At 73.9% G+C, this 24,351-nt stretch carries 26 protein-coding genes, 2 tRNA genes and 2 pseudogenes; 14 read left to right on the forward strand and 16 right to left on the reverse strand.

Going from position 1 to position 24,351, the window contains the following annotated elements:
* From MFF04_RS01880 to MFF04_RS01890, 3 genes and pseudogenes are all read left to right on the forward strand, one after another.
* Positions 1-210: pseudogene (locus MFF04_RS01880) on the forward strand (hypothetical protein); the annotation flags it as partial.
* Positions 211-323: 113 nt separating this feature from the next.
* Positions 324-530, forward strand: coding sequence for a hypothetical protein (locus tag MFF04_RS01885; protein ID WP_238273797.1), 207 nt, complete (start codon positions 324-326; stop codon positions 528-530).
* Positions 527-817, forward strand: coding sequence for a hypothetical protein (locus tag MFF04_RS01890; RefSeq protein ID WP_238273798.1), 291 nt, complete (start codon positions 527-529; stop codon positions 815-817). Before MFF04_RS01885 ends, MFF04_RS01890 begins: the two co-directional genes overlap by 4 nt.
* Here the strand turns inward: MFF04_RS01890 and MFF04_RS01895 are convergent.
* The 7 genes from MFF04_RS01895 to MFF04_RS01925 form a co-directional block, all read right to left on the reverse strand.
* The gene (locus MFF04_RS01895; protein ID WP_238273799.1) at positions 814-1,818 is read right to left on the reverse strand and encodes a P1 family peptidase; all 1,005 of its coding nucleotides are present in this window, start codon (positions 1,816-1,818) and stop codon (positions 814-816) included. The two genes, MFF04_RS01890 and MFF04_RS01895, sit on opposite strands and share 4 nt — an antisense overlap.
* A 40-nt stretch (positions 1,819-1,858) precedes the next feature.
* Positions 1,859-2,515 (reverse strand): adenylyl-sulfate kinase, encoded by a 657-nt coding sequence (gene cysC, locus MFF04_RS01900; RefSeq protein WP_238273800.1) that lies wholly within the window; start codon positions 2,513-2,515, stop codon positions 1,859-1,861.
* A gap of 147 nt (positions 2,516-2,662) precedes the next feature.
* Positions 2,663-3,001 (reverse strand): acyl-CoA thioesterase, encoded by a 339-nt coding sequence (locus MFF04_RS01905; RefSeq protein WP_238273821.1) that lies wholly within the window; start codon positions 2,999-3,001, stop codon positions 2,663-2,665.
* Between the two features lie 77 nt (positions 3,002-3,078).
* A complete protein-coding gene (locus tag MFF04_RS01910) occupies positions 3,079-3,234 on the reverse strand; it encodes a hypothetical protein (protein ID WP_238273801.1) in 156 nt (51 codons plus the stop codon).
* Between the two features lie 133 nt (positions 3,235-3,367).
* Complete coding sequence (locus tag MFF04_RS01915; protein ID WP_238273802.1) at positions 3,368-3,637, reverse strand: hypothetical protein; 270 nt, start codon at positions 3,635-3,637, stop codon at positions 3,368-3,370.
* A 147-nt stretch (positions 3,638-3,784) separates the two neighbouring features.
* Positions 3,785-3,970, reverse strand: a complete 186-nt coding sequence (locus tag MFF04_RS01920) for a YegP family protein (protein WP_238273803.1) — start codon at positions 3,968-3,970, stop codon at positions 3,785-3,787.
* Positions 3,971-4,137: 167 nt separating this feature from the next.
* A complete protein-coding gene (locus tag MFF04_RS01925; RefSeq protein WP_238273804.1) occupies positions 4,138-5,622 on the reverse strand; it encodes a DEAD/DEAH box helicase in 1,485 nt (494 codons plus the stop codon).
* Between the two features lie 485 nt (positions 5,623-6,107).
* Here MFF04_RS01925 and MFF04_RS01930 point away from each other — a divergent pair, with 485 nt between their 5' ends.
* Both MFF04_RS01930 and MFF04_RS01935 read left to right on the forward strand, forming a co-directional pair.
* Positions 6,108-7,538 (forward strand): lipopolysaccharide biosynthesis protein, encoded by a 1,431-nt coding sequence (locus tag MFF04_RS01930; RefSeq protein WP_238273805.1) that lies wholly within the window; start codon positions 6,108-6,110, stop codon positions 7,536-7,538.
* The gene (locus MFF04_RS01935; protein WP_238273806.1) at positions 7,535-8,755 is read left to right on the forward strand and encodes a GNAT family N-acetyltransferase; all 1,221 of its coding nucleotides are present in this window, start codon (positions 7,535-7,537) and stop codon (positions 8,753-8,755) included. Before MFF04_RS01930 ends, MFF04_RS01935 begins: the two co-directional genes overlap by 4 nt.
* Positions 8,756-8,758: 3 nt before the next feature.
* On the opposite strand, the gene MFF04_RS01940 is transcribed toward MFF04_RS01935, so the two are convergent.
* From MFF04_RS01940 to MFF04_RS01950, 3 genes are all read right to left on the reverse strand, one after another.
* Positions 8,759-8,992 carry a hypothetical protein gene (locus tag MFF04_RS01940; RefSeq protein WP_238273807.1) on the reverse strand — a complete coding sequence of 78 codons (234 nt, stop codon included), beginning with the start codon at positions 8,990-8,992 and terminating at the stop codon, positions 8,759-8,761.
* A complete protein-coding gene (locus tag MFF04_RS01945) occupies positions 8,989-10,443 on the reverse strand; it encodes a protein adenylyltransferase SelO (RefSeq protein WP_238273808.1) in 1,455 nt (484 codons plus the stop codon). The genes MFF04_RS01940 and MFF04_RS01945 overlap by 4 nt, the downstream gene beginning before the upstream one ends.
* 101 nt (positions 10,444-10,544) lie before the next feature.
* Entirely contained in the window at positions 10,545-13,220 is a 2,676-nt protein-coding gene (locus MFF04_RS01950) for a DUF2339 domain-containing protein (protein ID WP_238273809.1), read from the reverse strand.
* A 254-nt stretch (positions 13,221-13,474) separates the two neighbouring features.
* On the opposite strand from MFF04_RS01950, the gene MFF04_RS01955 reads away from it, so the two are divergent.
* Together MFF04_RS01955 and MFF04_RS21900 are read left to right on the forward strand one after the other, a co-directional pair.
* Positions 13,475-13,548, forward strand: a tRNA-Gln gene (locus MFF04_RS01955).
* 107 nt (positions 13,549-13,655) lie between these two features.
* The gene (locus tag MFF04_RS21900; protein WP_283206338.1) at positions 13,656-13,784 is read left to right on the forward strand and encodes a hypothetical protein; all 129 of its coding nucleotides are present in this window, start codon (positions 13,656-13,658) and stop codon (positions 13,782-13,784) included.
* 99 nt (positions 13,785-13,883) lie between these two features.
* Here MFF04_RS21900 and MFF04_RS01960 read toward each other — a convergent pair whose 3' ends face one another.
* The 6 genes from MFF04_RS01960 to MFF04_RS01985 form a co-directional block, all read right to left on the reverse strand.
* The gene (locus tag MFF04_RS01960) at positions 13,884-14,843 is read right to left on the reverse strand and encodes a HEAT repeat domain-containing protein (protein WP_238273810.1); all 960 of its coding nucleotides are present in this window, start codon (positions 14,841-14,843) and stop codon (positions 13,884-13,886) included.
* Between the two features lie 5 nt (positions 14,844-14,848).
* Entirely contained in the window at positions 14,849-15,082 is a 234-nt protein-coding gene (locus MFF04_RS01965) for a 4Fe-4S dicluster domain-containing protein (RefSeq protein ID WP_238273811.1), read from the reverse strand.
* 100 nt (positions 15,083-15,182) lie between these two features.
* Entirely contained in the window at positions 15,183-16,928 is a 1,746-nt protein-coding gene (locus MFF04_RS01970; protein WP_238273812.1) for a fumarate reductase/succinate dehydrogenase flavoprotein subunit, read from the reverse strand.
* A gap of 48 nt (positions 16,929-16,976) precedes the next feature.
* Complete coding sequence (locus MFF04_RS01975; protein WP_306308054.1) at positions 16,977-17,327, reverse strand: DUF971 domain-containing protein; 351 nt, start codon at positions 17,325-17,327, stop codon at positions 16,977-16,979.
* Positions 17,328-17,508: 181 nt separating this feature from the next.
* Entirely contained in the window at positions 17,509-17,874 is a 366-nt protein-coding gene (locus tag MFF04_RS01980; RefSeq protein WP_238273814.1) for a hypothetical protein, read from the reverse strand.
* Positions 17,875-17,989: 115 nt separating this feature from the next.
* Positions 17,990-18,316 carry a hypothetical protein gene (locus MFF04_RS01985; RefSeq protein WP_238273815.1) on the reverse strand — a complete coding sequence of 109 codons (327 nt, stop codon included), beginning with the start codon at positions 18,314-18,316 and terminating at the stop codon, positions 17,990-17,992.
* A gap of 139 nt (positions 18,317-18,455) precedes the next feature.
* On the opposite strand from MFF04_RS01985, the gene MFF04_RS01990 reads away from it, so the two are divergent.
* From MFF04_RS01990 to MFF04_RS02020, 7 genes and pseudogenes are all read left to right on the forward strand, one after another.
* A complete protein-coding gene (locus tag MFF04_RS01990) occupies positions 18,456-19,151 on the forward strand; it encodes an orotate phosphoribosyltransferase (protein WP_238273816.1) in 696 nt (231 codons plus the stop codon).
* Positions 19,152-19,388: 237 nt separating this feature from the next.
* Positions 19,389-19,859 (forward strand): sugar 3,4-ketoisomerase, encoded by a 471-nt coding sequence (locus MFF04_RS01995; protein ID WP_238273817.1) that lies wholly within the window; start codon positions 19,389-19,391, stop codon positions 19,857-19,859.
* Complete coding sequence (locus MFF04_RS02000) at positions 19,856-20,944, forward strand: DegT/DnrJ/EryC1/StrS family aminotransferase (protein ID WP_238273818.1); 1,089 nt, start codon at positions 19,856-19,858, stop codon at positions 20,942-20,944. The genes MFF04_RS01995 and MFF04_RS02000 overlap by 4 nt, the downstream gene beginning before the upstream one ends.
* Positions 20,941-21,597: an LbetaH domain-containing protein gene (locus tag MFF04_RS02005; protein ID WP_238273819.1), complete on the forward strand. Its 657-nt coding sequence runs from the start codon at positions 20,941-20,943 to the stop codon at positions 21,595-21,597. Before MFF04_RS02000 ends, MFF04_RS02005 begins: the two co-directional genes overlap by 4 nt.
* Before the next feature lie 10 nt (positions 21,598-21,607).
* Positions 21,608-23,803, forward strand: a complete 2,196-nt coding sequence (locus tag MFF04_RS02010; RefSeq protein ID WP_238273820.1) for a glycosyltransferase family 2 protein — start codon at positions 21,608-21,610, stop codon at positions 23,801-23,803.
* A 108-nt stretch (positions 23,804-23,911) separates the two neighbouring features.
* Positions 23,912-24,001: transfer RNA gene (locus MFF04_RS02015), tRNA-Ser, on the forward strand.
* 109 nt (positions 24,002-24,110) lie between these two features.
* Positions 24,111-24,351: pseudogene (locus tag MFF04_RS02020) on the forward strand (integrase); the annotation flags it as partial.

A 24,351-nucleotide genomic window follows, 5' to 3' on the forward strand; every position in this document is an offset into this window, starting at 1 on the left:
GGGCCGCACGGGGGCCGCGCCCCCGCCCAGGCCGCGGCCCCCGTGCGGCCCGTGCCCGCGGAGCCCTCCGCCACGGGCTCGATCCCGCTGCCGCCGAAGGCCGCCCCCGCGAAGCCCGTCGCGGCCAAGCCTGCGATCCCCAACGGCTTCGACACCGAGCGCCTGCACGCCCTGATGCGCGGCGACCCGATCCTGCCCGGCCGCCGCTGAGGCCGGCGGGGGCCGCGGCTGCGGAACCTCGGCGGCGTCTTCGGCCTTGCCTACCGGCACGGCTTCGGTGCCTTATCGGCCCGGCGCTTCGTGTCTCGCGGAAAGGCCGATCCATGAACGGCATCCTCGTCGTCGCCCTCGTCTGCGCCTCCAGCGTGCAGGCGCCCGACTGCAGCCGCGACACGGCCCTCGACGTCGTGGTCGGCCCCGCCCATACCCTTCAGGAATGCCTGATGCAGGGGCCGGTGCTCGCCGCCAACGCGGGCCACGGCAACGAGCCCGGCACCTACGTGAAGACCCGCTGCGAGCCCCGCCGATGAGCGCCGAACCCGAATCCGAGGTCTCGCCCGAGCGGGCGGTGATGATCCGCCTGCGCGCCCGCCTCGCCGTCGTGGAGCGCGCCGCCTGGTTCGGGCTCGTCCACGCCATGCGCACCAAGCCCTCGGAGACCGTGGCCTACCTCGCCTCCGAGCGCGAGCGCTGCGCGGAGGGCTTCGGCGCCGGCGGCTGGGCGAGCGATCTCAGCGAGGCCGAGCGCGCGCTGCTCGCCGCGGAGGTCGATGCCGGCCTCGTCCAGCTCGGCGAGGACGCCCGCGAGGGCGCCTAACCCCCGCCGAACAGGTCCGCCCACGCCGGCGGCAGCCCGGCGGGCGCACCGGGCAGGCTGCGGGCCGCGTGGACGCCGACCGCGACGGCGCGGGCGAGAACGAGCGAGGCGGCGTGCCCGAGCCGGGCGAGGTCCCCGACCGGATCGGCGAGCGGCACCGCGCCGATAGCGGCGGCGAAGACCGCATCCCCGTCGAGCGGCGTGTGGACGGGCAGGATCGCCCGCGCCAAGCCATCCTGCCCCGCTACCGCGAGGCGCCTGCACTGGGCCTTGGTGAGGATCGCGTCGGTCGCGACGAGGGCGAGCGTCGTGCTGGCGCCGGGCAGGACCCGCTCGGGGAAGGCGAGCGCCTCCTCCGGGATCCGCTCCGGCAGCCCCAGGCCGCCGAACTCCGCCCCCCGCTCGAAGGGGGCCGCCCAGAAATGGGGACCTGCGCCCACCGTCACCCGGCCGAAGGCGTTGACGGCGACCAGCGCGCCGACCCGGAAGGGCGTTCCGGGCACGCGCGCGGCGGCGGTGCCGAGGCCGCCCTTGAGGTTGGCGGTGCGCGCGCCCGTCCCCGCCCCGACCGAGCCGAGGGCGAAGTCGAGGCCCGCCGCCTCGGCCGCCGCGTAGCCGAGGTCGCGATAGGGCGGGAAGCGGCCCCAGTCCTTGTCGCCGCCGTTGAGGAGATCGAACAGCACCGCGCCGGGCACGATCGGGACGCGGACCGGCCCCACCGCGAAGCCGCGCCCGTGCCCGGCGAGCCAGGCCGCGACGCCGGCGGCGGCGTCGAGCCCGAAGGCCGAGCCGCCAGACAGCGTCAGCGCATCGATGCCCTCGACGGTCCGCTCGGGATCGAGGAGGTCGGTCTCGCGGGTGCCGGGCCCGCCGCCGCGCACGTCGACGGCGGCCGCGACCGGCCGGTCGAACAGCACCGCCGTCGTCCCGCTGGCGAGCCGGAGGTCCTGCGCGTGGCCGACGCGGATGCCGGGGATGTCGGTGATTCGATCGAGCGTCATGGCGCGATGATCGCGCGCCGCCGCGCGCCGCGCGAGCCGGTCAGGCGAGGGCGGTGAGCCGCATCAGGGCGGCGACGACGGGCGCGGCCGAATCCTCGACCGTGCGCCCGTCCGTCGGCAGGGCGAGATCGGGGCCGAGCGGCGGCTCGTAGGGGGCCGAGACCCCGGTGAAGTTCGGGATGATCCCCGCCCGCGCCCGGCCGTAGAGGCCCTTGGGGTCGCGCGCCTCGCAGAGGGCGAGCGGCGTGTCGACATAGACCTCGAGGAAGGGGATGTCGCCGGCGATGCGCCGGGCCGCGGCCCGCTCGGCCCGCATCGGCGAGATCAGCGAGACGATGGCCACGAGGCCCGCCTCGGCCATGAGGCGGGCGGATTCCGCCGCCCGGCGGATGTTCTCGGCCCGGTCGGCCGAGCCGAAGCCGAGGTCGCTGTTGAGGCCGTGGCGCAGGTTGTCGCCGTCGAGGACCATGGCGTGGCGGCCCTGCGCGGTCAGCGCTCGGTCCAGGGCGTTGGCGATGCTCGACTTGCCGGCCCCCGACAGGCCCGTGAACCAGACGATGGCGGGGCGCTGGCCGAGACTCGCCCAGCGCGCCTCGCGGGGCTGGAGCTGCTGCCAGGTCAGGTTGCGCTCGGCCGGGAGGTCGCCCCGCAGGGCCACCACCGTCCGGCCGCTTCGACACGCCGCGGCTTCCGCCATCCTCGTCTCTCCCGCTGCCCGTAGGCGAGAGCCATTCTAGGCAGAGTTCGCGTCCGGCCGAAAGAACCGTTCAGTTTCCGGTTGTTTCGAAGGCGATCATTCGCCGTAGGGTCGTCGGAGCGGAGCGTTCCTTCCCGCGCGCCGCCGTCAGGCCTGCGGGGGGATCGGGCGGGGCCGGCCGTCGTCGTCGATGGCGACGAAGGTGAAGGTCGCCTCGGTGACCTTCTCGCGGACCTGCGTGCAGAAGCGGCGCGCCCAGGCCTCGACCTCGATCTTCATAGAGGTGCGGCCCACCGCCCCGACCCGGGTGTAGACGCAGAGCACGTCCCCGACCTTGACCGGGCGAATGAAGGTCATGGCGTCGAGGGCCACGGTGACGACCCGGCCCTTCGCCCGGTCGACGCCGGCGATGCCGCCCGCCTGGTCCATCTGCGAGAGCACCCAGCCCCCGAAGATGTCGCCGTTGGCGTTGGTGTCGGCGGGCATGGCGATGGTGCGCACGGTCAGGTCGCCGCGCGGCAGCTCCGTCTCGGGAGCGGGGGATTCGAGGGCCGGCGCGTCACTCACGGCATCAGGCCCGTGAGCTTGAGCCCGGCGGCGAGCAGGATCGCCGCGGCGCAGACGAAGCATTCGAGCGGCACCGAACGCCAGAGGTCGCGTCCCGGCAGGGATGCGGACCGGCGCGGGCCTGCGGTCGCGCGGGTGGCGGCGTCGTGCATCGTCGTCCTCCCGGACGGGGCGTCTGGAGCGCGCCTGCCCGAGGGGGGAAGGTTAGCAGATCCTGTGCGACGGACAATCGACGGGGCGAGGGCGGCAGGCCGCCCTCGCCGAAGGTTCGGGAAGCCCGTCGCCTCAGTAGTAGAACCGGCGGTAGGGCCGGTAGTACGGGCGATAGAAGGGCCGCGGACGGACATAGTACGGGCGGCGGTAGTAGGGCCGGTAGTACGGCCGCGGGCGCCAGTAGCGGCGGCGATAGTAGTACTGCGCCTGCTCGACCGCGCCGGGGGCGGCCTGGGCGGGCAGGGCCATCGCGGGGCCCATGGGGGCGGCCTGGGCGCCCTGGGGCGCCGCCGCGGCGAAGCCCAGGACCAGCAGGGCGGCCAGGACGAGTTTTCTCAGCACGGTCGCAACTCCTCGGGGTTGGCGGCGGGGGCGGCGTGCTCCCGTCGGTCGTGGAAGGCGCAGGGCGGGTGCCCGGCCGCCTGGAACGCGCGAGCCGTGGGAAACGCCTCACGCGGGAGAACGGGAACGCGCTCGGGGTCGATGCCCTCAGGCGATCTGGGCGGTCATGTCGACGACGGGCGCATCCGCGCTCCGTTTGACCAGGGCGATGCCGTGCTCGCAATCCGCGCGGTTCGCGTAGCCCTCGGCGGAATCGGCAACGACGTTGCCGTTCTGTACCCTGAGGCGCCAGCGCCAGTGGCCGGAGGCGTCCCGGTAGAGTTCGAAGCGCATGCTCTCAAGGCCCTCGCGCGGTCTCGCGGGCCCGATAGATGGCGCGCGCCGCGCCGCCGGCAACCGCTCGCCGCGCACACGAAAAAGCCGCCCCGGGCGAGAGCCCGGAGCGGCGATGCGATGGGTGTTTCCGAGGGACATCCGGCCCCTCGGGATGCGTCTTGCGCTCAGGAGCGCGGGCCGCGGTCGAGCCAGGCGATGCCGCGCCCGCTGCCCTCGCCGCGCCCGCCATTGCCGCGGGACGGAGCCTCGTTGCGGCCGCCGCCGCGCCGCTCGGGGCGGGGCTGGCCGGAGCGCTGGTCGCCGCGGGGCGCCTCGCCGCGCGTCTCCTCCGCGCGACGCCCGTCGCCGCGCCCGCCCCGCTGGTCCGGACGGCGACCCTGGCCGGGACGGCCCTGGTCCGGCCGGCCGGGGCCGCGGCCCTGCTGGGGACGCCCGCCCGGCGCGCGGCCGGGGGCGCGGCCGCGCGGTCCGGGGCGGCGCTCCTCCTCGGGCTCGGCCTCGGCGCCCGAGGGCGGGACGAAGCCGGCCGGGTAGCCGGAGACCGGCACCGGCTGGCGGGTCAGGCGCTCGATGTCGCGCAAGTAGGCCCGCTCCTCGCCGTTGCAGAACGAGACGGCGAGGCCCGCCGCCCCGGCGCGCGCCGTGCGGCCGATGCGGTGGACGTAGCTCTCAGGGACGTTCGGCAGGTCGAAGTTGACGACGTGGCTGACGCCCTCGACGTCGATGCCGCGGGCCGCGATGTCGGTGGCCACCAGCACCCGGCAGGAGCCGTCGCGGAAGGCGGCGAGCGCCCGCTCGCGCTGCGGCTGGCTCTTGTTGCCGTGGATCGCAGCGGCCGCGATGCCGGCCTTGTCGAGGCCGCGCACCACCCGGTCGGCGCCGTGCTTGGTGCGGGTGAAGACGAGCGCCCGGTCGATCGCGGCATCGCGCAGGATGTGGCCGAGCAGCGCCTGCTTGGCGCCGGTCGGCACGAAGATCACGCTCTGGTCGACGCGCTCGGCGGTGGTGGCCACCGGCGTCACCGCGACCTGGACGGGGTCGGAGAGGTACTGCTCGGCGAGCCCGGCGATGTTCTTCGGCATGGTCGCGGAGAAGAACAGGCTCTGGCGGCGCTGGGGCAGCATCTTCACGATGCGCTTGAGCGCATGGATGAAGCCGAGGTCGAGCATCTGGTCGGCCTCGTCGAGGACGAGGATCTCGACGCCCTCGAGCGTCAGGGAGCGGCGGTCGACGAGGTCGATGAGCCGGCCCGGGGTGGCGACGAGGATGTCGACGCCCGGCGCCAGCGCCCGCTCCTGGCGCCCGATGGTAACGCCGCCGAACACCACGGTGTTGGTGTAGGGCAGGTGGCGGCCGTAGTCGGAGAAGCTCTCCGCGATCTGGTTGGCGAGCTCGCGGGTCGGCGAGAGCACCAGCACCCGGCAGCCCCGGCGCGGGGGCCGGCGGTTCTCGAGGCTGAGGCGGTGGAGGATCGGCAGGGCGAAGGCCGCGGTCTTGCCGGTGCCGGTCTGGGCGATGCCGCAGAGGTCGCGGCCGGCCATAGCCGGCGGGATGGCCTGCGCCTGGATCGGCGTCGGCCTGACGTAGCCGGCCTCGTCGAGGGCCCGCAGCACGGGCTGGGCGAGGCCGAAATCGGTGAACTGGGTCAAAGGGTGTCTCGGATGGCAGCGGGACCCCGACCTGCGCCCGATATCGGCGCGTTGAGTGAAGGGTCGGGTCCGTCGGTCAGGAGGCCGCCCGCGTGAAGGGGTGGCCCGGTCGCATCACGTTCGAAGAGGGAGGCCGGACCGGCCCGGCCCGCGGGCCCTGAAGGCCGGCGGCTCGCGATGATCCGTCACGCAGCTCCCTCACGCGGCCGCTCGCACGGGGCCGCTGACGCTGCCCGGCCGATATGCGCTCTCGCAGGTGCGAAGTCAACGAGGTGGTTGTCTGCAACCGCTGGCACGGGGCCTGCGGTGACAGGGCCGAGATGCAAGCCTGCGTTGCCCAGTTTCCCGCTTCGGCACAGCCGCGCCCCGGTCCGGTCCAATCGGTGCCGCATCGCGGTCCGGCCGTGCTACAAGGCCCGCCGACGCGCCGCGTCCCTGCCGGGGAGGCCGCCGCCCCGGACGGGCGGGCCGTGCCGGGACCGAGGATGCTCACGCGCCACACCATCACCTATGTCGGCTCGCGGGGCGTGGCGGCGCTCCTCAACCTCGTCTCGGTCGCGGCCTTCACGCGGCTGGCGCCGGTCGAGAGCTACGGCACCTACCTCTACATCTTCTCCTGGGGGCTGGTGCTCTACGGGGCCACCTGCCAGTGGCCCAAGTTCGCGTTCTTCGCCCTCTACGACGAGAAGCGCGGGCCCGGACAGGTCGACACCGTGGTGCGGATGCTCGGCCTGGCGCTGCTGGCCACCGCGCTCCTCGCGGGACTCGCCGTCGCGGCGGGGCTGGTGGAGGGCCGCATGGCGCTGGCGGTGGTCGCCGCGACGACCGGCATGACCCTCTTCGAGGGCGCCACGGAGATCGCCCGGACGCGGCTCGCCGCCCTGCCCGTCGGCATCGCGGTGCTGGTGCGGGCGGTGCTGGTGCTGACGCTCGGCAGCCTCAGCCTGTGGCTGACCCGCGATCCCGTCTGGCTGGCACTGGCGGTGGCCTCGGCCAATGTCATCGCCTCGCTGCCCCCTGCCCGCGTGGTCTGGCCGATGCTCGACGGGCACGCCAGCCTCGCCGAGGCGCGGCGTCTCCTCGCCTATGGCTGGCCGCTGGTGTTCTCCTTCGGCATCGCGGCGCTCGCCCAGGTGCTCGACCGGCTCGTGGTGGGCAAGAGCCTCGGCCCGGGCGAGCTTGGGGCCTACGGGGCCATCGCCGACTTCCTGAAGCAGAGCTTCCTCGTGTTTGGCGAGAGCATCGCCCTGTCGATGATCTCGATCGCCAAGCGCGACGCCCGCGCCGGCGACGCGGCCGCCTCCGCCGGGGTGCTGGAGGAGGCCGCCCGCACCCTGACGCTGATCGCCGCCTTCGGCACCGCCTTCTTCCTCAGCTTCGACGACGTGGTCGTCGCGATCCTGCTGGGGCCGGACTACCGGGCCCAGGCGCTGGTGCTCGCCCCCGTGCTGATCGCGGCCTCGGTGACGATGATGTTCCGGGCCTACTATTTCGGGCAGGTCATCTACTTCACCCGCACCAGCCACCTCGACGCGATCGCCTCGCTGGTGATGCTCGTCACCGTCGGCGGCCTCTCCCTGGTGCTGATCCCGCGCTCGGGCGTGTACGGCGCGGCGCTCGCCTTCGCGGTGGGGCAGTTGGCGGGCTGCCTCACCTTCGTGCTCGGCAGCCGCTTCGGGCCCGGCGGCAGCCGCGGGCCGATGCCCTTCCCCGCCGCCGACATCGCGGCCATCGTCGCCTGGACGCTCCTCTGCGCCGGGGTCGTGGCGGCGATCGGGCACCTGCCCGACGGGCATTCGCCCCTGGCGCGCGGCGTCCAGTTCCTGGTTCTGGTGGCGGGCTTCCTCGCCGCGGTCTGGCGGCTCGACCTCGCCGGCATTCCCGCCGCGATCCGCGGCATCCGGAGACCGGCGTGACCGGGCCCGGCGGGGGCGCGGAGGCGGGGGCCCCGGTCGCGGCGCGGCGGGCGGACCTTCCCGGCGGCCTCGCCGCCGCCCTGTGCCCGCTCGATCCCGAGAGCCCTTCGGGCGAGAGTCCGTGGCACGGGGAATGGAGCCGGCTCGGCCGGGAGGCCTTCGTCGAGAACCCCTTCTACGAGGCCGAGTACGCGCGGCCGGCGGCCCGCGCCTTCGGAGCCGGCGTCGGCCTGCTCCTCGTCGGCGAGGAGGCGCCGGAGGCGGGCGGACGGCTTTTCGCCGCCTGGCCCTTCCGCCGCGTCGGCTTCCGCTGGGGCCTGCCGCTGCCGGTGGCGATGGGCTGGACGCACGGGTTCTGCGCCTATGGCGTGCCCCTCCTCGACCGTCGCGATCCGGCCCGCGCGCTGGCGGGACTGCTTGCCGCGCCCCGCGCCCTCGGCCTTCCCCCGCGCCTGCTGATGCCGAACCTGCCGCAGGCGGGGCCCTTCGCCGAGTTGCTCGCCGCCCACCAGGCCGGAGCCGGCACCCGCGGGGCGGCCTACTGGCCGCATGCCCGCGCGCTCCTCGACCTCGCCGGCCTCGATGCGCGGGCCCGGCGGGACTACCTCGCCCACATGCCCGGCAGCCGGCGGAAAAAGCTCCGCCAGGGGCTCGCCCGGCTCGAGGCGGGCGGCGCCCTGCGCTTCGAGACCCTGCGCGAGCCCGCCGGGCTCGCCGCCGGCATCGAATCCTACATCGCGCTGGAGGCGGCGGGCTGGAAGGGCCGGGCCGGCACCGCCATCGCCGGCCGCCCCCGCGAGATCGCCTTCATGCGCGAGATGGTGCGCCTGCGCGGCCCTGAGGGCCTGCGCATCGACCGCCTGCTGCGCGTGGAGGAGGGCGCCGAGGCGATGCTCGCCGCCAGCGTGCTCCTGACCCGCGGCGACACCGCCTGGTGCCTGAAGATCGCCCATGACGAGGACGAGGCCCGGCACTCGCCGGGGGTGCAGCTCGTTCACCGCCTGACGCAGGACATCCTCGCGGACGGGGCGACGAACCGCGTCGATTCCTGCGCGGCGGCGGAGTACCGCCTCGGCGAGATGTTCTGGACGGGCCGCCGGGCCATCGCGCACCGCCTGATCGAGGCCGACGGGGGCGACCGGCTGTTTCCTCTCGCCGCCGCCCTGGAACGGGCCCGCGAGGGCGTGGCGCGGCTTCGCGCCCGCCGCGCCGGCTAAGCTTCAATCGGCCGCGTCGAACCGGCTGCGCCGAAAGGCCTCGCGGCCGGCACCGTCGACAATGCGCACGGCCTCCGCCTCCGGTCCGACCCGCTGCGGCACCCGCGCCCGCTCGAACAGGCGCAGCGCCCGCTCTCGGGCGCCCGCGAGGTCCTCGACCCGCACCGAGACCCGGCTCAGCACCTCGGCCTCCTCGGGCCCGAGGATCTCGATATGGAAGGTCTCGCGCCGGATCATGCGGCGATCTCCAACCCTTCGGGCGTCGTGCCGAAGGCCTCGGCCATCCGCGCGATCGCCGCGAGCTTCCCCTCGAACAGGCTCCAGTCGTCGCAGTCGGCAATGGGCGCCCAGATCGCCTCGACCTCGTCGATGAGCATGGTGCAGGGCGCCTCGCCCGCGAAGTAGGGATGCGCGAGGCGCCCCGCGTCCGCCGCCTCGACCTCCGCGAAACCCGCCCGCACGGGCGCGAAGGCCTCCGAGGCGTAGGCCTCGGCGAGGGGACTTCTCGCGGCGCGGGCCTCGCTCGCGCGCCCACCGTACCAGTCGAAGAACACCCGCTCGAAGGGCGGCCGGGCCTCGGTGTGGAAGCGCCAGAACGCGGCGACCAGCCGGTCCGTCGCCTCCTGCGGGGCTGGGGCGAGCCCGAGGCGCCGGAACAGCGCCTGCGCGAACCCGTCCTGGAGGGCGGGGCCGTAGCCTTCGAGCGCCGCACCGAGGCGCTCCTGCGGGCACAGCGGCACGAGGCAGTCGGCGAGCCGGGCGAGGTTCCAGAACAGCGCCTCCGGCTGGCGGGCGAAGCTGTAGAGCCCGCCCGTGTCGAAATAGGCCGCCGTGAAGCCCGGATCGAAGCGGGGCAGGAAGCGCCAGGGGCCGTAGTCGAAGCTCTCGCCGGTGACGTTGATGTTGTCGGAGTTGAGCACCCCGTGGACGAAGCCCGCGGCCATGATCTGCGCGCCGGTGCGCGCGACGCGGCGCACGACCTCGGCGAGGAAGCCCTCCGCCCGCGCCTCGACCCTCTCGGCGGCCAGCGCCGGCATGTGCGTGTCGATGGTGTGGTCGAGGAGGCGCTGCGTCAGGTCCGGACGATTGAGTGCGAGGCAGCGCTGGAAGCTGCCGATGCGGATATGGCCGTGGCTGAGCCGCACCAGCACCGAGGAGCGGGTCGGGGAGGGCTCGTCGCCCCGCTCCAGGGCCTCGCCGGTCTCGATCAGGCTGAAGGTCTTCGAGGTGTCGACGCCGAGCGCCTCCAGCATCGCCGTGGCCAGCACCTCGCGCACGCCGCCTTTCAGGGTGAGGCGCCCGTCGCCCATCCGCGACCAGGGCGTGGTGCCCGAGCCCTTGGTGCCGAAGTCGAGGAGGCGCCCGTCGCGCAGGTCGTAGGCTTGCGCGAAGAGGAAGCCGCGCCCGTCGCCGAGGTCCGGGTTGTAGGAGCGGAACTGGTGGCCGTGGTAGCGGAGCGCCAGCGGCTCGGGGAAGCTGCCGGGCAGCGGCTCGAAGCGCCCGAAATGGGCGATCCACTCCGCCTCGCTCAAGGACCCGAGGCCGACCCGTTCCGCCCAGGCCCGGTTGCGGTAGCGCAGCACGGTCTTCGGGAAGCGGGCCGGGGCGACGACGTCGTAGAAGTCCGGCCCGAGATCGGCGTGGCGCCGCGAGGGGCGGACGCCGCCGTCCTGTGTGTCCTGACCCACGCCCGCTCCGTTCCGCACCGCGACCGGCCCCCGTGTCCGCGCCCGACCCTGCGGGGTCAAGCCCCCGCGGGGCCGATCCGTTTCACGGGGCGGTCACGGAGTCACGAGACGCCGGCGGGCCGGCCCGGCGCGAAGACGAGGCGCTGGTAGACGAGCCCGATGCCGATCAGCGCCGCCCCGAGGCCGAGGAAGGAGAGCGCCCGCAAGGGGCCTTCGAGGCCGGCGAGGTCGAACAGGAAGACCTTGAGGGTCGCGAGCCCGACGAGCCCCGCCGAGGCGATGCGCGCCGTGCGCGATCCCCGCAGGACGCCGTAGGCGAGGAGCGCGAGGCCGAGCCCCAGCCAGGCGGCGGAGTGGGCGAACCATTCGAGATCGCCGGTCGCCCGGTCGAGGCCGATCCGCTCCCCTTGGAAGGCGTGGCGCACGCCGAGCGAGACGAAGAGCAGCCCGAGGACGCCGCCGAGCGCGGTCGCCGCGCGCACGTACCAGGCCGGCCGCGTCGCCCGCGCCGTGGCCGCCAGCCAGAGCGCGGCGAGCGCCGGCAGCCCGTAGGCCGGCAGCAGGTCGTTGACCAGGACGCCCCCGGCGATCGGCGCGTCGGTGAGGAGCGGGTTCTCGAAGAGCCCGAGGCCGAGGAGGCCCTGGAGCATCGCCAGCGCCCCGAAGAGCAGCGAGGCGATCCGCAGCACCACGGAGCCGTGGCTGCCGTCGAGGCGCACGAGGACCAGGGCGAAGCCGAGGCTCGAGAGCGTCACGAGGCCCTGCTCCAGGGTGCCCGTCGTCGGCGCCAGAATGTCGCCGCCGTGGAGGGCGTGGCGGATCTCGAAGAACACGAGCAGGAAGGCGAGCGCCACGGAGAGCGCCTGTGCCACGAGGAGCGGCGCGTCCGGAGCGCGTCCGGGCAGGCGGATCAGCCGCGCCGCGAGGCCGAAGGCCAGCGCCGGCACCCCGTAGCCGAGGAGGAGCCCGTTGAGGATCGGGGTGCGCGAGAGGTCGGCCCCGACGACGCTCGGGTCCCAGGCGAGGCGGGCGGCGACGACGATGCCGAGCCCGGCCACGCACCAGCGCAGCGCCGGGATGTCGAGGCGCCGGGCGATGGCCGCGGTGCCGAGCGCGGCGAGCGCCATCGACAGGGTCAGCGAGCCACCCGCCAATCCGAAGACGAGGCCGAGCGCCAGGGCCGCCACCGCCGCCGAGGCGAAGGCGCCGAGACCCAGCGTCAGGGCCGGGGAGGGGGTGTCGTCGGACTGGCGCCGGAACAGGGCGGCGAGCCCGGTCATGGCGGCGGCGAGCGCGCCGGCCGCGGCGGCGAAGCCTGGCGCGACCTCGCCATGGGCGAGGCGCAGGTAGACGAGCGCCAGCGCCGCGAGGGGACCCAGCGCCGCGCCCACGGCGTAGGCCAGGGCGGCGGGCGTCGGCAGCCGGCTTCCGCCGAGGAGGCGCAGGGCTCCGGCGGCGGCGATCCCGAGGCTCGCGGCCAGCGCGAAGCCGGCGAGCGCGACGGGGCCGTCGGCCTCGCGCATCAGGTCGGCGGGGTCGCCGAGGCCGATCCGGGGCTGGGGCCAGATCGCCAGGATGCCGGCGATCGCCGCGACCGCCACCGGCAGGCCGAGCGCCGCCACGGGCGTGCGGAAGGCGGCGGCCGCGGGGATCGCGACGAGGGCGAGCGCCGCCATGATCCAGGCCGCGTCCGCCCCGTCCCGCACGAGCATGGCGAGCACCAGCCCGCCGGTCCCCGCCGCGAGGGCGAGGGCCAGGGCCGGGCGCAGGCGCGGCGTCGAGGCCTCGTCGGGAAGCCTCCGGCCCGGCAGGACGGCGTGGGGCAGGGCAGCGAGCCCCGCCTGGAGGACGACGTGCAGGAGCGCGGCGGCCACCTCGCCCTTGGCCGCGGCGAGGCCGAGGAGGAGGCTCCAGCCGGCGGCGCCGATCCCGGCCATGTCGGCGAGCCGCCGCCAGCCGCGGGTCCAGGCGAAGGCGTAGGCGAAGCCCGCGACCACCGGCAGGTAGAGGGCGAGCGGCCAGATGCCGCCGCCGTTGCCGCCGACGAGGAGCGGCGCGCCCATCGCCCCGAGGAGGCCGAGCCCGGCGAGCGCCTGCCCGTGCAGCAGGGCGGCGAACATCGCCGCGAACCCGACCGCGCCGAGGAGCACCAGCGCCGGCGCCGGGCCGAGGAAGCCGTAAAGCGCGTAGGCCGCGTAGACCGTGCCGAAGGCGGCCACCGTGCCCGCGGCGGTGACGGTCGCGGGGATGTCCGGCCAGAGGCGGGGCGGCTCGCCCGCGCCCCGCAGGCGCCGCCGCAGGGCCTCGCCCCCGGCGACGAGGGCCGCGGCGAGGACGAGGCCCAGGGCGATGCGCGCGCCCGGCCCGAACAGGCCCTGCTCGACGGAGTAGCGCACCAGCAGCGCCGCCCCCAGCGCCAGGGCGAGGCCGCCGGCCCAGACCGTCCAGCGCGTCCCGAAGCGCTCCTCGACGGAGGGCCGGACGGGCCTCGCGGCCGCGGGCGCCACAGCGGGGACGGGGGAGGGCGTCCGCGCGGGCTCGGGCGGTCGCTGCGGTGCCGGGGCGGCCGGCGGAGGGGCCGCCGGGACGGGCGCCGGGGCCGGCGGGACCGGGACCGTGGCGGGGGCGCGGCCCTCGAGGCGCGCGAGCCGCGCCTCCAGGCTTCCGATGCGTCCCCGCTGAGCGACGATCAAAACGAGGGCCACAGGCGCGCAGAGCACCGCCAGCGCCACGGCACCGGCGATCATGATCAGGAGCGTGGTGTCGGAATCGAGCATGGCCTGCCGGTGATCGCTGCCGCGGTCGGATCGCGGGTGCCCAGCATGCCGGGGACCGCGCCGATCCGCGAGCCCAGGCTCGGCGTCGCCCGGCCCCCACGTCGGTGCGCAGCCTCACGTGGCGGTCCCGTCGCCGGCCCTCGCTCGGCGGTTGACCCCCAGGATCATTCAGCCTATCTCGTGCGCTCCCGAGCGCCGGGGCACCTCGTGTGCCGCGCGGCGCACGGCCGCCGCGCCGGCCGGGACGGGAGCGATGGGGGATAGTTTAACGGTAGAACGGTGGACTCTGACTCCTCTAGTCCTGGTTCGAATCCAGGTCCCCCAGCCACCGCCATCTAAAATCTCTTAAATCAACGACTTCAGCTAGATCGAGGGGGGGCTTTGTAGGCCTTCCAGCCGTGACAGCCGGACGGGTGTCACGATCGACCCGATAGCTTGTCTGCAGCGGATCGGGCGAATGTCGAGGACGAGGCCCGCGAGAAGGGTGTCGATCCGCTGGAGATCGTGCGCCGCTCGCTCGACATCCTCATCCAGGAAATAGGTCAGACGCGCGGAGCTGCCTGATCCTCCCGGCGACGGGCAGCCGCATCGCCGCTGCCGACCTTCCCGTAACGCAGGCGCCGCCGGGGCGCGATGTCGCCCGGCGCCCGCGTCTCCCGCCGCTCACGCCTCCCGGCAGCGGCCGATCGCCCAGCGGACGAGCTTGCGCACGTCCGGGTCGTGGTCGTCGTAGGCCGATTCGAGCGCGGCCAGCGCCCTCGGGTCGGCGATCTCGCCGAGCGCCGCGGCGGCCTCCTTGCGAAGGTTGCTCACCCCGGAGGCGAGGGCCTGGCCCAGCACCGGCACGGCGGCCGCGGCGCGGATGCGGCCGAGCGCGTTGGCGGCCTTGGTGCGGACCTGCCAGACGGGATCGTCCATGCGGGCGATCAGGGGCTCGACCGCCTCGGGCAGGCGGATCTTGGCGGCCGAGACCGCCGCCTCCTCGCGCACCTGCCAGTTCTCGTCCGTCAGGCCGGCGACGAGGGTCGGCACGCCGGGGCCGCCGGGGCGCAGGAAGACGAGGGCCGCCATGGTGGCGCGGCGCACGCCGGGGTCCGCGTCCGAGGCGGTGGCGATGAGGGCCGGCAGCGCCGCCTCGGCCTTGAGGTAGCCGATGACGCCGAGCCCCTCGCGGCGGACCTCCGGGACCGGGCTGCGCAGGGCTTTCAGCGCCGCGGCGAGCGCGTCGGGGAGCACCAGCTCCCGCAGCGCCCTGAGCGCCGCCGCCTGCACGAAGGGGTCGGCATGGTCCGCCCGCTCGATGAGGAGCGGGCCGCAGGCGGGCTCCTTCTTCTCGGAGAGCGTCTCGGCGGCGGTCCTGCGCACCTCGGCGTCGGCATCTTCCAGGGAGCGCACGAGGCCTTCCACGACCTCCGGGCCGTCATGCTCGTCGAGCGCCTTTGCGGCGGCGGCGCGCACGCTCGCCTCGTCGTCGCCGAGCCCCTTGAGCAGCAGCACCTTGGCCTCGGGCCCGACGGCCTCGGCGAGCTCCATCATCGCGACGCGGCGCACGCCCGGATCGGGATCGGCGCAGCGCTCGGCCAGATCGTCGAGATCGTCGTCGAAGGTGTCGAAGACCGGCATCGGGCTCACCGCAGCAGGTAGGGGATGTTGACCTTGACGGCGTTCGTCGGACAGTCGACCTCGCAGGGCATGCAGTACCAGCACTCGTCGTACTTCATGTAGGCCTTCTGCTTCGTCTCATCGATCGCGAGGATGTCGAGAGGGCAGACGTCGACGCAGACGCGGCAGCCCTTCTCGGCGATGCATTTGTCGTCGTCGATGACGACGGCGGCGCTCTTCGCCTGGGTGATGATCGGCATGGGTGATCTCCTTCGGGCCCGATACCGCCGGGTGAGCGCGCAACGCAGCCGACACGGCGGGCACGGAGAGTCCGCCAGGACCGTCCGCGCGGGGGAAAAACTACTCCGCGGCGGCGGGCGTCCGGATGCGGAGCTGGTGGTAGGCGTTCATCTCCTCCGCGGCGACGGGGACGATGAACGGGTCGACGGCGCGCTTGGCGTGGGCCATGCGGCCCTCGTCGTCCTTGTAGAGGACGGTGTGGCAGTTCCAGTTCGCGTCGTCGGTCTCGGGATGGTCGGTGCGCAGGTGGTAGAAGCCCCAGCGGCTCTCGGTCCGGTAGAGGGAGGCGGCCGCCGCCATGTCGGCGCAGTCGAGGATCGTCTGCATCTCCAGGGCGCGCAGCAGCTCGTGCGGGTCGCGGGCGCAGAGAAGGTCGAGGTCCTCGCGCACCTCCGCGAAGCGGCGCTGGCCGAGCTCCATCTTCGCCGTGACCTTCGGCGGCTCCAGGTAGTCGTTGACGAGGCGCCGCGTCTTGAACTCCATCTCGTGGGGGGTGAGCCCGTCCGCGCGGCGAGTGGGCGCCAGCACCCGCTCCTGCTCGGCGGCGAGATCGCCCGCGTCGTAATCGGCGAGGCTGTTGGCCGTGCAGTAGGCGGCGGCGTCCGCGCCGGCGATGCCGCCGTTCACGAAGGCGCCGAGCATGTAGTTGTGGGGCACGCTCGCCATGTCGCCGACCGCGTAGAGGCCGGGCACCGTGGTGCGGGCGTGCTCGTCGACGAAGACCCCCGAGGCCGAGTGGCCGGAGCAGAAGCCGATCTCCGAGATGTGCATCTCGACGGGGCGCCTGCGGTAGTTGGTGCCGCGCCGCTCGTGGAAGCGCCCGCGGGAGGGACGCTCGTTCGAGTGCAGGATGGTCTCGATCTCCGAGATCGTCTCCTCGCGCAGGTGGTCCATCTTGAGGAAGACCGGTCCGTTGCCGCCCTGGAGCTCCCGCCAGAACTCAAGCATCATCTGGCCCGACCAATAGTCGCACTCGATGAAGCGCTGGCCCTTGTTGTTGGCCGTGTAGCCGCCGAAAGGCCCGGTGACGTAGGCGCAGGAGGGGCCGTTGTAGTCCTTGATCAGCGGGTTGATCTGGTAGCACTCGAGGTTCGCGAGCTGCGCCCCGGCGTGGTAGGCCATGGCGTAGCCGTCGCCGCAGTTGGCGGCGTTCTCGTAGGTGCCGAACAGGTAGCCGGAGGCGGGAAGCCCGAGGCGCCCGGCCGCGCCGCAGGCGAGGATCACGGCCTTGGCCTTCACCACCAGGAACTCCGAGGTGCGGGTGTTGACCCCGACCGCGCCGGCGATGCGCCCGTCCGGGCCCTTCAGAAGCCGGGTCGCCATGTAGCGGTTCGTCACGCCGACCTGGAGGCGGCGCAGCTGCCGGTAGAGCACCTTCTTGACGTTGTGCCCCTCCGGCATCGGCAGCACGTAGGTCCCCATGTGGTGGACCTTGCGCATGTTGTACTCGCCGGAGCCGTCCTTCTCGAACTTGACGCCCAGCCGGTCGAGGTACTGGATCATCGGGAAGGAGCCCTGCGCGTAGGCCATCACGGCGGCCTGGTTCACGATGCCGTCGTTGGCGACCGTGATCTCCTTCACGTACTGCTCGGGCGTCGCGTAGCCCGGCACGACGGCGTTGTTGAGCCCGTCCATGCCCATGCTGATCGCGCCCGAGCGCTTGACGTTGGCCTTCTCCATCAGGACGACCTTGAGGCTCGGGTCGGCCTCCTTGGCCTTGATCGCGGCCATCGGGCCGCCGGTGCCGCCGCCGATCACCAGGATGTCGGCCTCGACGATCTCGGTCTTCGAGAGAATGGCGCTCATGCTCGGGCTCGTCCGGTGGGGCTTCGGCGGGGAGGGCGCGCGGGGGGCTCAGGCCGCCCGCGCGGGCCGGGCGGCGTCCTCGCCCGCATCCTGGCGAACGAGATCGCGCAGGTAGGACCACGGGAAGATCCCGCGGGCATGCCCGTCCGAGAAGCCGAGATTGACGGCGTAGCCGCCCATCGGGTCGAGGCGGGTGACGCAGACGGCCTCGAAGCGCGCGGGAAAGAGCCCTTCGATCCGGTCGCGGGTGCACCAGGCGCAGCGGCAGGCCAGGCGCAGCGCCTCGGCGCTCAGCGCGCCGGTCTCGCCATCCGGCCAGGCGAGGCGCAGCCCCGATCCGCCACGGGACAGGACCGCCTCGGCCGGGACGGCGTCGGGATCGAACGGCGGTTCCGCCATGGGGCGCATCTGGGATCTCCATCCCGGGCCGGCGGCCTGGGAACGGAGCGATTGAAGCCGAGACCCCCTGGAGCCGATAGCAATTAGTTTCCCGAGACCGCGAGACGGACTCGCCCGAGGACGATCCTCGCGCCGCGTCAGACCTCCCACCGGGGGCACTCTCCGCCTCGGCCGCCGGCGGCTACGGCAGGGCGCCGGCCTTCTCCTTCGCCTTCAGGACGGTGTCGCGGCAGGCCTCGGCCTTGCCGGCCTTCTCCTCGTCCTTCGCCTTGGCCAGCAGGGTGCGGGCCTCGGTGACGCCGCCGGCGGAGGGCTTCGTCGCGGGGTCGCTCGGCTTGGTGCCCGGCGCCTGCGCCAGGGCCTTGTCCGAATGGGCCGCCGGGGCGCCGCCGGGAGGCGCCTTGCCCGTCACCTGCGCCGCGCCCGCGCTGTCGAGGCGCTTCTCGAGGGTCGCGATCTCCTCCGCGCAGGAGGAGGCGAGGGCAGGCCCCGCCGCGAGCGCCAGGGCGAGGGCGGGCAGGAGGATGGGCAGGCGCGTCAGGCTCATGGGTGTCTCTCTCTTGCGGGCAATGGGATCGCCCTCCGTGCCGGAACAGCCTTCGGGCGCCGGGCCCGGTTCCGCGCCGGTCCAATCTGCCGCGGGCCCCGTCATGCCGCGCCGGTCACGGCTCCCGCTCGGCCTCGGGCAGGCCCGCGTACCAGCCGGCGTAGGGCGTGTTGCGCGCCATGTGCCGGTTGAGGTCCGGGGCTGCGTCGCGCCACCAGACCGGTCCGCGCTCCCCGAGCCCGCGCTTGGCGGCATCGACCGCCCGGCGGGCGGTGGCGAGGGCCTCTCCGTCACCGGCGCGGCCGGCGTCGCGCACGGCCCGGCGCGCCTGCATCAGCGCGTGCACCAGCCGCGCGCGCTCGGCCTCGGGCAGGTCCGGCCGCGCCGCCCGCCACAGGCGGCCCCGCACCACGATGTAGCGCCCGTCCGGCGTCGTCGGCATCCCGTGGGGGCTCCTGTCGTCTCCGGGTTGACGCTGCCGCCGCATGGCGGGATGGAGAGACCCCGGAGCGGTCCCCGGCCGCCCCTCGCGCGAGAGGCGCGCGGGCGCGGGGCCGGGTCAACGCGAGAGAGCGCCCTTCATGTCCACGACGTTCCTGCCCATCGACCGGGAGGCGGTCGCGCGCGAGGCCGCCAAGATGCTCCTCGAGATCGGCGCGGTGCATTTCTACCAGGACAAGCCCTTCACCTTCACCTCCGGCTGGGCGAGCCCGGTCTACACCGACTGCCGCCGGATCATCTCCTTCCCGCGCCTGCGCTCCGCGCTGATGGACTTCGCCGCCGCGACCGTCGTGCGCGACATCGGCTACGAGCGCATCGACGTGGTGGCCGGCGGCGAGACCGCGGGCATCCCCTTCGCCGCCTGGCTCGCCGACCGTCTGATGCTGCCCATGCAGTACATCCGCAAGAAGCCCAAGGGCTTCGGCCGCAACGCCCAGATCGAGGGACGGGTGGTCGAGGGCGCCCGCACCCTCCTCGTCGAGGATCTCGCCACGGACGGGCGCAGCAAGGTCACCTTCACCAACGCCCTGCGGGAGGCCGGCGTCGAGGTCGAGCACTGCTTCGTGCTGTTCTACTACGACATCTTCCCGGGCAGCCGGGACGTGATGAAGGAGCTCGGCCTGACGCTTCACGCCCTCACCACCTGGTGGGACGTGCTCGCGGTGGCCAAGCAGAGCGGCCATTTCGAGCCGAAGGTCCTCGACGAGGTCGAGCGCTTCCTCAACGCGCCGGCGGAGTGGTCGGCGGCCCATGGCGGCATCAGCGCCTTCGGATAGGCGCGCGGACACACGGGACCCTGTCCGGATGAGGCCAGGCCGTGCGAGCGTCGCGCGGCCCGCGTCTTCGCGTCTCGACCAGCGGGGGATTGGAACTCAGTCCTGACATGGATCGGGACGATTAGGTAATAAGTAATTCCTAAATTTCCTCTCAAGTGCGTTACTTGAGAACTTGTCTGATCACGTTGAGCGAGGTACCGTGTCTTAATAAATCAACAAGAACGTCTCGGGGACACCATGCGCGTGATCGAGGGAGTGATGCTGCTGCGGCAGCAGGTCCATTCGGACCGGCGCGGTCTCCTGGTCTCCCTCGAGGAGGAGGCGAGCCTTCCCTTCCCCCTGGAGCGGGTCTTCTTCATGAAGGTCGACCGGGCGGGCATCGAGCGCGGCGGCCACGCCAACTCCTGCGACGAGTTCATCCTGCCGCTCGCGGGCTCCGTCACCGTCGAGGTCGACAACGGCGTCGAGCGGGCGAGCGTGCTCCTTTCCGAGCACGACCGGGGCCTCTGGGTGCAGCCCGGCATCCTCATCCACCTGCGCGCCTTCGAGCGGGGCACGACGCTCCTCGTCTGCGCCTCGGCCCGCTACGAGGACACCCGCCACTACGAGGCGGCGCAGCCCCGTCTCGCCGGTCCCGCGCCCGCCGCGGCGTCCCTGTCGCCGACCCTCCCGCAGCTCCATCCGGCGGCCCTGGCCTGCCCGGCATGATCCCGCAGGCGGCGCCCGCCCGGCGCATCGCCCGCTTCCGGAGGCAGGTGGACGAGGCGGTCGCCGCCGTGCTCGGCGGCGAGGCGTATGTGCTCGGCGCGCCGGTCGAGGGCTTCGAGGCCGCCTTCGCGCGGTTCTGCGGCGCCGGCCATTGCGTCGGCGTCGCCTCGGGCACGGACGCCATCGCGCTGGCGCTGCGCGCCCTCGGGATCGGGCCGGGCGACGAGGTGATCGTCCCGGCGCTGACCTTCGCCGGCACCGCACAGGCGGTTCTGCATTGCGGCGCGCAGCCCCGGCTCGTCGACGTCGATCCGCGGAGCCGCTGCATCGATCCGGCGGCGGCCGAGGCCGCGATCACGCCCCGCACCGCCGCGATCGTGCCCGTCCACCTGTTCGGCCACCCGGCGGACATGCCGGCGCTCACCGCGCTCGCCGGGCGCCACGGCCTCGCCGTCGTCGAGGATTGCGCGCAGTCGCATGGGGCGAGCCTCGGCGGGCGCCCGCTCGGGAGCTTCGGGAACGCGGCTGCGACCTCGTTCTACCCGACGAAGAACCTCGGCGGGGTCGGCGACGGCGGCGCCGTGACGACGGACGATCCGGCGCTGGCCGCGCGCCTGCGGGCGCTGCGCTATTACGGCTTCGCGGGGCCCGAGCGCCTCAGCCTCGGGATCGGCTTCAATTCCCGCCTCGACGCCCTCCAGGCGGCGATCCTCGGGGCCCTCCTGCCCCATCTCGCCGACGGCAACGCCGAGCGCCGGGCCATCGCCGCCGACTACCGGGCGCGCCTCGACCTCGATGGGCTCGGCCTGCCGCCGGAGGGCGAGGGGAGCGTCTACCACCAGTTCGCCGTGACCCATCCGCGCCGGGATGCGCTCGCCGCGCATCTCGCGGCCGCCGGCATCGGTACGGCGGTGCATTACGCGCCGGGCCTCCACCGGCACCCGGCCTTCCTGGAGGCCGCCGCCGGGCCGCTCCCCGTCACCGAGGCGCTCTCGGCGAGCCTTCTCAGCCTGCCGATCCAGCCGGAGGTGGCGGCCGGCGCCCCCGAAGCCGTGGCGCGGGCGCTTGCCGGGTTCGCGTCGTGAGCGGGATCGTCCTCTACGGCACCGGCTCGCCGGTCATCGTCGACGTGGAGGAGAGCCTGCACCGGGCGGGGCTGACCCTCGCGGCGGGCATCCGCAACCGGCCGGGCGCGTGCCATCTCTCCGAACCCGCCCGCGGCCTCGCGCCGGACGCCGCAGGGCCGGGCTTGCGGGCGCTGCCCTTCCTAGTGCCGCTGTTCACCCCCGCCCAACGCCACGCGGCGGCGACGGAAGCCGCGGCGGCGGGCTTCACCCGGCCCTTCACCCTGATCGATCCGAGCGTGCCGGCGCCGCGCAGCCTGGAGACCGGGGAGGGCGCCTACGTCAACGCCGGCTGCACCCTCGGCGGCGGCGCCCGGCTCGGGGCCTTCGTCTTCGTCAACCGGGGCGCCAGCATCGGCCACCACGCTCGGCTCGACGCCTTCTGCTCCCTCGGGCCCGGCGTGGTGCTCGCTGGGCACGTCACCCTCGGCCGGGGCTGCGTGGTGGCGACGGGCGCGATCGTCCTGCCGGAGATCACGATCGGCGCCAACGCCGTCGTCGGCGCGGGCTCCGTGGTGACGCGGGACGTGCCGGCCGGCTGCCTCGTCCTCGGCAATCCCGCTCGGATCGTGCGGGAGGGCATCGGCGGCTACAAGGGGCTGCCCGTTCCATGACGCCGCACGCATGACGCCGCGCGTCCACCTCTACACGGTGTGCTGGGACGAGGCCGACATGCTCGGCTTCTTCTTCCGCCACTACGACCCTTTCGTCGAGCGCTACGTCGTCTACGACGACGGCTCGACGGACGGCTCCCTCGACATCCTCGCCGCGCATCCGCGAGTGGAGCTACGCCGCTTCGAGCGGGTCGAGGCGGCCTCCTTCGTGCTCTCCCACAAGGCGATGCAGGACGAGGCCTGGAAGGAGAGCCGCGACAGCGCCGACTGGATCGTCGTGACCGCGATCGACGAACACCTTCATCTCGGGGGAGGGCGCCCGATGGAGGACTACCTCGCCGCGCAGGCAGAGGCCGGCGTCACCCTGGTGCCGGCGCTGGGCTTCGACATGAACGCCCCGGAGAGGCCCGACGATTCCGGCGTCCTCGTCGAGCGGGTGACGCGGGGGCGCCCGCGCATCGCCTTCAACAAGCTCAGCCTGTTCCGGCCCCGCGCCCTGCGGGAGACCGGCTTCGGGCCGGGCCGACACGCAGCGGAGCCCGTCGGCGACCTGCGCCTGCCCGCCCGCGACGAGGTGATGCTCTGGCACTACAAGCATCTCGGCTTCGAGCGGAACGCCGCCCGCGAGGCCGAGCAGGCCCGCCGCCTCGGGGCGACCGACGTCGAGAAGGGGTTCGGCCAGCACTACCTCTGGGGCCGCGAGCGCCTGCGCGCCTTCTGGGACGAGATGGAGGCCACATCCCGCGACCTCGCCGCCCCCGGCTTCGACCCCGCGGCGGAAGCCGTCCGCCCGCTCTGGTGGGAGGGACGGCCAAGCATGATCCGGGTCGGCGAGGCGCGCCCCGCCCCCTCCGTCCCCGCGCGGGTGCTCGCCGAGCCGATGGTCTCGGTGCTGATCAAGGCGCACGACCACGCCCCTTACGTGCGCCAGAGCGTCGAGAGCGTGCTCGCGCAGTCCTTCCAGGACTTCGAGATCGTCGTCACCGACGACGCCTCCGGCGATGGCACCCTCGAGATCGTCCAGGGATTCGAGGACCCGCGCATCCGGGTCGAGGCGCAGGCGCGCAACCTCGGCATCTCCGCGACCATGAACGCGACGGTCGGTCGGGCGCGCGGACGCTACCTCGCGATCCTCAACTCCGACGACTTCGCCCTGCCGGGCCGGCTCGAACGGCAGGTCGCGTATCTGGAGGCGAACGCGAGCGTCTCGCTGCTGTTCGGCCTGCCCCGGATCGTCGACGAGAACGGCGCGGCGGCCGCGCCCTTCAACGATTTCCTGCGCCCCCTCGACTTTCCCGACTTCTCCTGCCGCTCCTGGCTCCGCGAGTTCTTCTTTCGCGGCAACTGCCTGTGCGCGCCGACCGCGATGATCCGCCGGGACGCCTACGGCCAAGTCGGCGCCTACGACCCGCGCCTCACCAACCTCCAGGACCTCGACATGTGGGTGCGGATGCTGGTGGCGGGCCGCACCATCCACGTCCTGCCCGAGGAGCTCACCGCCTTCCGCATCCGCGCCGGCAACGCCAACATGAGCGCGCCGCGCCGGGACACCTTCATGCGCAGCGCCTTCGAGACCACCAAGATCCTGGAGCGCTTCGCCGCCCTCGACCCGGAGGCTTTCGAGGAGGCCTTCGGCGACGCCCTGGACGGCGAGGCAGGGGCAGGGCCGGATGCGCCGGTGCCCGACCGCCTCGCCCGGCTCTGCGCCCGCGACCCGCGCACGGAGTACCGGTTCGCCGCCGTCGAGCACGCCTACCGCACGGCGACTGATGCGGACGGCTACGACCGGCTCCGGGCGGTCTCCGGCAGCGTCGACGCGCTGGGCCAGGAGGTGATCTGGGCCCGCGACGGCCTGCGCGCCGAGCTCGGCCGGCGGGACGCGGCGATCGCCGCCCTCGAAGGCATGCTGACCGCGCGGGAGGCGGACCTCGCCGGGACGTGGGCGACGCTCGAGGACGCGCGGTCCGGGCGCGCCGCTGCGGAAGCCGAGGGCAGGGCGCGCGCCGGACGGATCGCCGCGCTCGAGGCGGATCTTCGGGAGGCGGCGGCCGCGCAGGCGGCCTCGCGGGCGGCGGCGGAGGGCACCGAGCGGGACCTCCGGACGGCGCTGAGGCTCGCCCAGGACTCCCGCGAGCGCATGCGCCGCTCTCTGTCCTGGCGCTCGACCGCGCTCCTGCGCTGGGTCGGCCGCAAGACTGGCCTGTGAGGAGCCGAGGCCCTGCCGGCGCCGCGGTTGACGCTGACGCGCGCCGGCCCCTAGACAGGACGCCCGCGCACTGCGGAAATCTGGCGCCCGCCGCAGCGGCGTGGCCTGGGAAGGGTGGCCGAGTGGTTTAAGGCAGCGGTCTTGAAAACCGCCGTGGGGGCAACTCCACCGTGGGTTCGAATCCCACCCCTTCCGCCACTAACCATGGCCTAAGCTCCTGTAATGACAACGAAACGCTAACACGTCTTGTGCGATCCGTCTAGGATCGGGTAACAGATTGGGAGACAGTTCGGGTTACAGAGGGCCGATGTCGAGCGACTTCCTGCTGAAGCGCGAAGGGTTCTGGTACTTCCTGCGCCGCGTGCCTCAAAGCGTTCGGCATCTCGACACGCGCACATTCGTTCGCGGCTCGACCAAGATCAGGATCGCGGACGATCCTCGCGGCATCCGGGCCCGTCGCATTGCCGAACGCATGAACGCTGACGCCGAAGGCTTCTGGCGCGCGCTTCTGGACGGCCAAGCGGAGGAGGGCAGGGTCCGCTACGACG

The organism is Methylobacterium jeotgali (assembly GCF_022179345.1).
In the GTDB taxonomy this organism is placed as follows: Bacteria; Pseudomonadota; Alphaproteobacteria; order Rhizobiales; family Beijerinckiaceae; genus Methylobacterium; species Methylobacterium jeotgali.

Excerpts from the sequence above, each read along its gene's own strand:
- MFF04_RS01885 (WP_238273797.1), top strand. The coding sequence starts at position 324 with ATGAACGGCATCCTCGTCGTCGCCCTCGTCTGCGCCTCCAGCGTGCAG.
- MFF04_RS01890 (WP_238273798.1), top strand. The coding sequence starts at position 527 with ATGAGCGCCGAACCCGAATCCGAGGTCTCGCCCGAGCGGGCGGTGATG.
- MFF04_RS01895 (WP_238273799.1), bottom strand. The coding sequence starts at position 1,818 with ATGACGCTCGATCGAATCACCGACATCCCCGGCATCCGCGTCGGCCAC.
- cysC (WP_238273800.1), bottom strand. The coding sequence starts at position 2,515 with ATGGCGGAAGCCGCGGCGTGTCGAAGCGGCCGGACGGTGGTGGCCCTG.
- MFF04_RS01905 (WP_238273821.1), bottom strand. The coding sequence starts at position 3,001 with ATGCCCGCCGACACCAACGCCAACGGCGACATCTTCGGGGGCTGGGTG.
- MFF04_RS01910 (WP_238273801.1), bottom strand. The coding sequence starts at position 3,234 with ATGCACGACGCCGCCACCCGCGCGACCGCAGGCCCGCGCCGGTCCGCA.
- MFF04_RS01920 (WP_238273803.1), bottom strand. The coding sequence starts at position 3,970 with ATGCGCTTCGAACTCTACCGGGACGCCTCCGGCCACTGGCGCTGGCGC.
- MFF04_RS01930 (WP_238273805.1), top strand. The coding sequence starts at position 6,108 with ATGCTCACGCGCCACACCATCACCTATGTCGGCTCGCGGGGCGTGGCG.
- MFF04_RS01940 (WP_238273807.1), bottom strand. The coding sequence starts at position 8,992 with ATGATCCGGCGCGAGACCTTCCATATCGAGATCCTCGGGCCCGAGGAG.
- MFF04_RS01950 (WP_238273809.1), bottom strand. The coding sequence starts at position 13,220 with ATGCTCGATTCCGACACCACGCTCCTGATCATGATCGCCGGTGCCGTG.
- MFF04_RS01960 (WP_238273810.1), bottom strand. The coding sequence starts at position 14,843 with ATGCCGGTCTTCGACACCTTCGACGACGATCTCGACGATCTGGCCGAG.
- MFF04_RS01965 (WP_238273811.1), bottom strand. The coding sequence starts at position 15,082 with ATGCCGATCATCACCCAGGCGAAGAGCGCCGCCGTCGTCATCGACGAC.
- MFF04_RS01970 (WP_238273812.1), bottom strand. The coding sequence starts at position 16,928 with ATGAGCGCCATTCTCTCGAAGACCGAGATCGTCGAGGCCGACATCCTG.
- MFF04_RS01975 (WP_306308054.1), bottom strand. The coding sequence starts at position 17,327 with ATGGCGGAACCGCCGTTCGATCCCGACGCCGTCCCGGCCGAGGCGGTC.
- MFF04_RS01980 (WP_238273814.1), bottom strand. The coding sequence starts at position 17,874 with ATGAGCCTGACGCGCCTGCCCATCCTCCTGCCCGCCCTCGCCCTGGCG.
- MFF04_RS01985 (WP_238273815.1), bottom strand. The coding sequence starts at position 18,316 with ATGCCGACGACGCCGGACGGGCGCTACATCGTGGTGCGGGGCCGCCTG.
- MFF04_RS01990 (WP_238273816.1), top strand. The coding sequence starts at position 18,456 with ATGTCCACGACGTTCCTGCCCATCGACCGGGAGGCGGTCGCGCGCGAG.
- MFF04_RS01995 (WP_238273817.1), top strand. The coding sequence starts at position 19,389 with ATGCGCGTGATCGAGGGAGTGATGCTGCTGCGGCAGCAGGTCCATTCG.
- MFF04_RS02000 (WP_238273818.1), top strand. The coding sequence starts at position 19,856 with ATGATCCCGCAGGCGGCGCCCGCCCGGCGCATCGCCCGCTTCCGGAGG.
- MFF04_RS02010 (WP_238273820.1), top strand. The coding sequence starts at position 21,608 with ATGACGCCGCGCGTCCACCTCTACACGGTGTGCTGGGACGAGGCCGAC.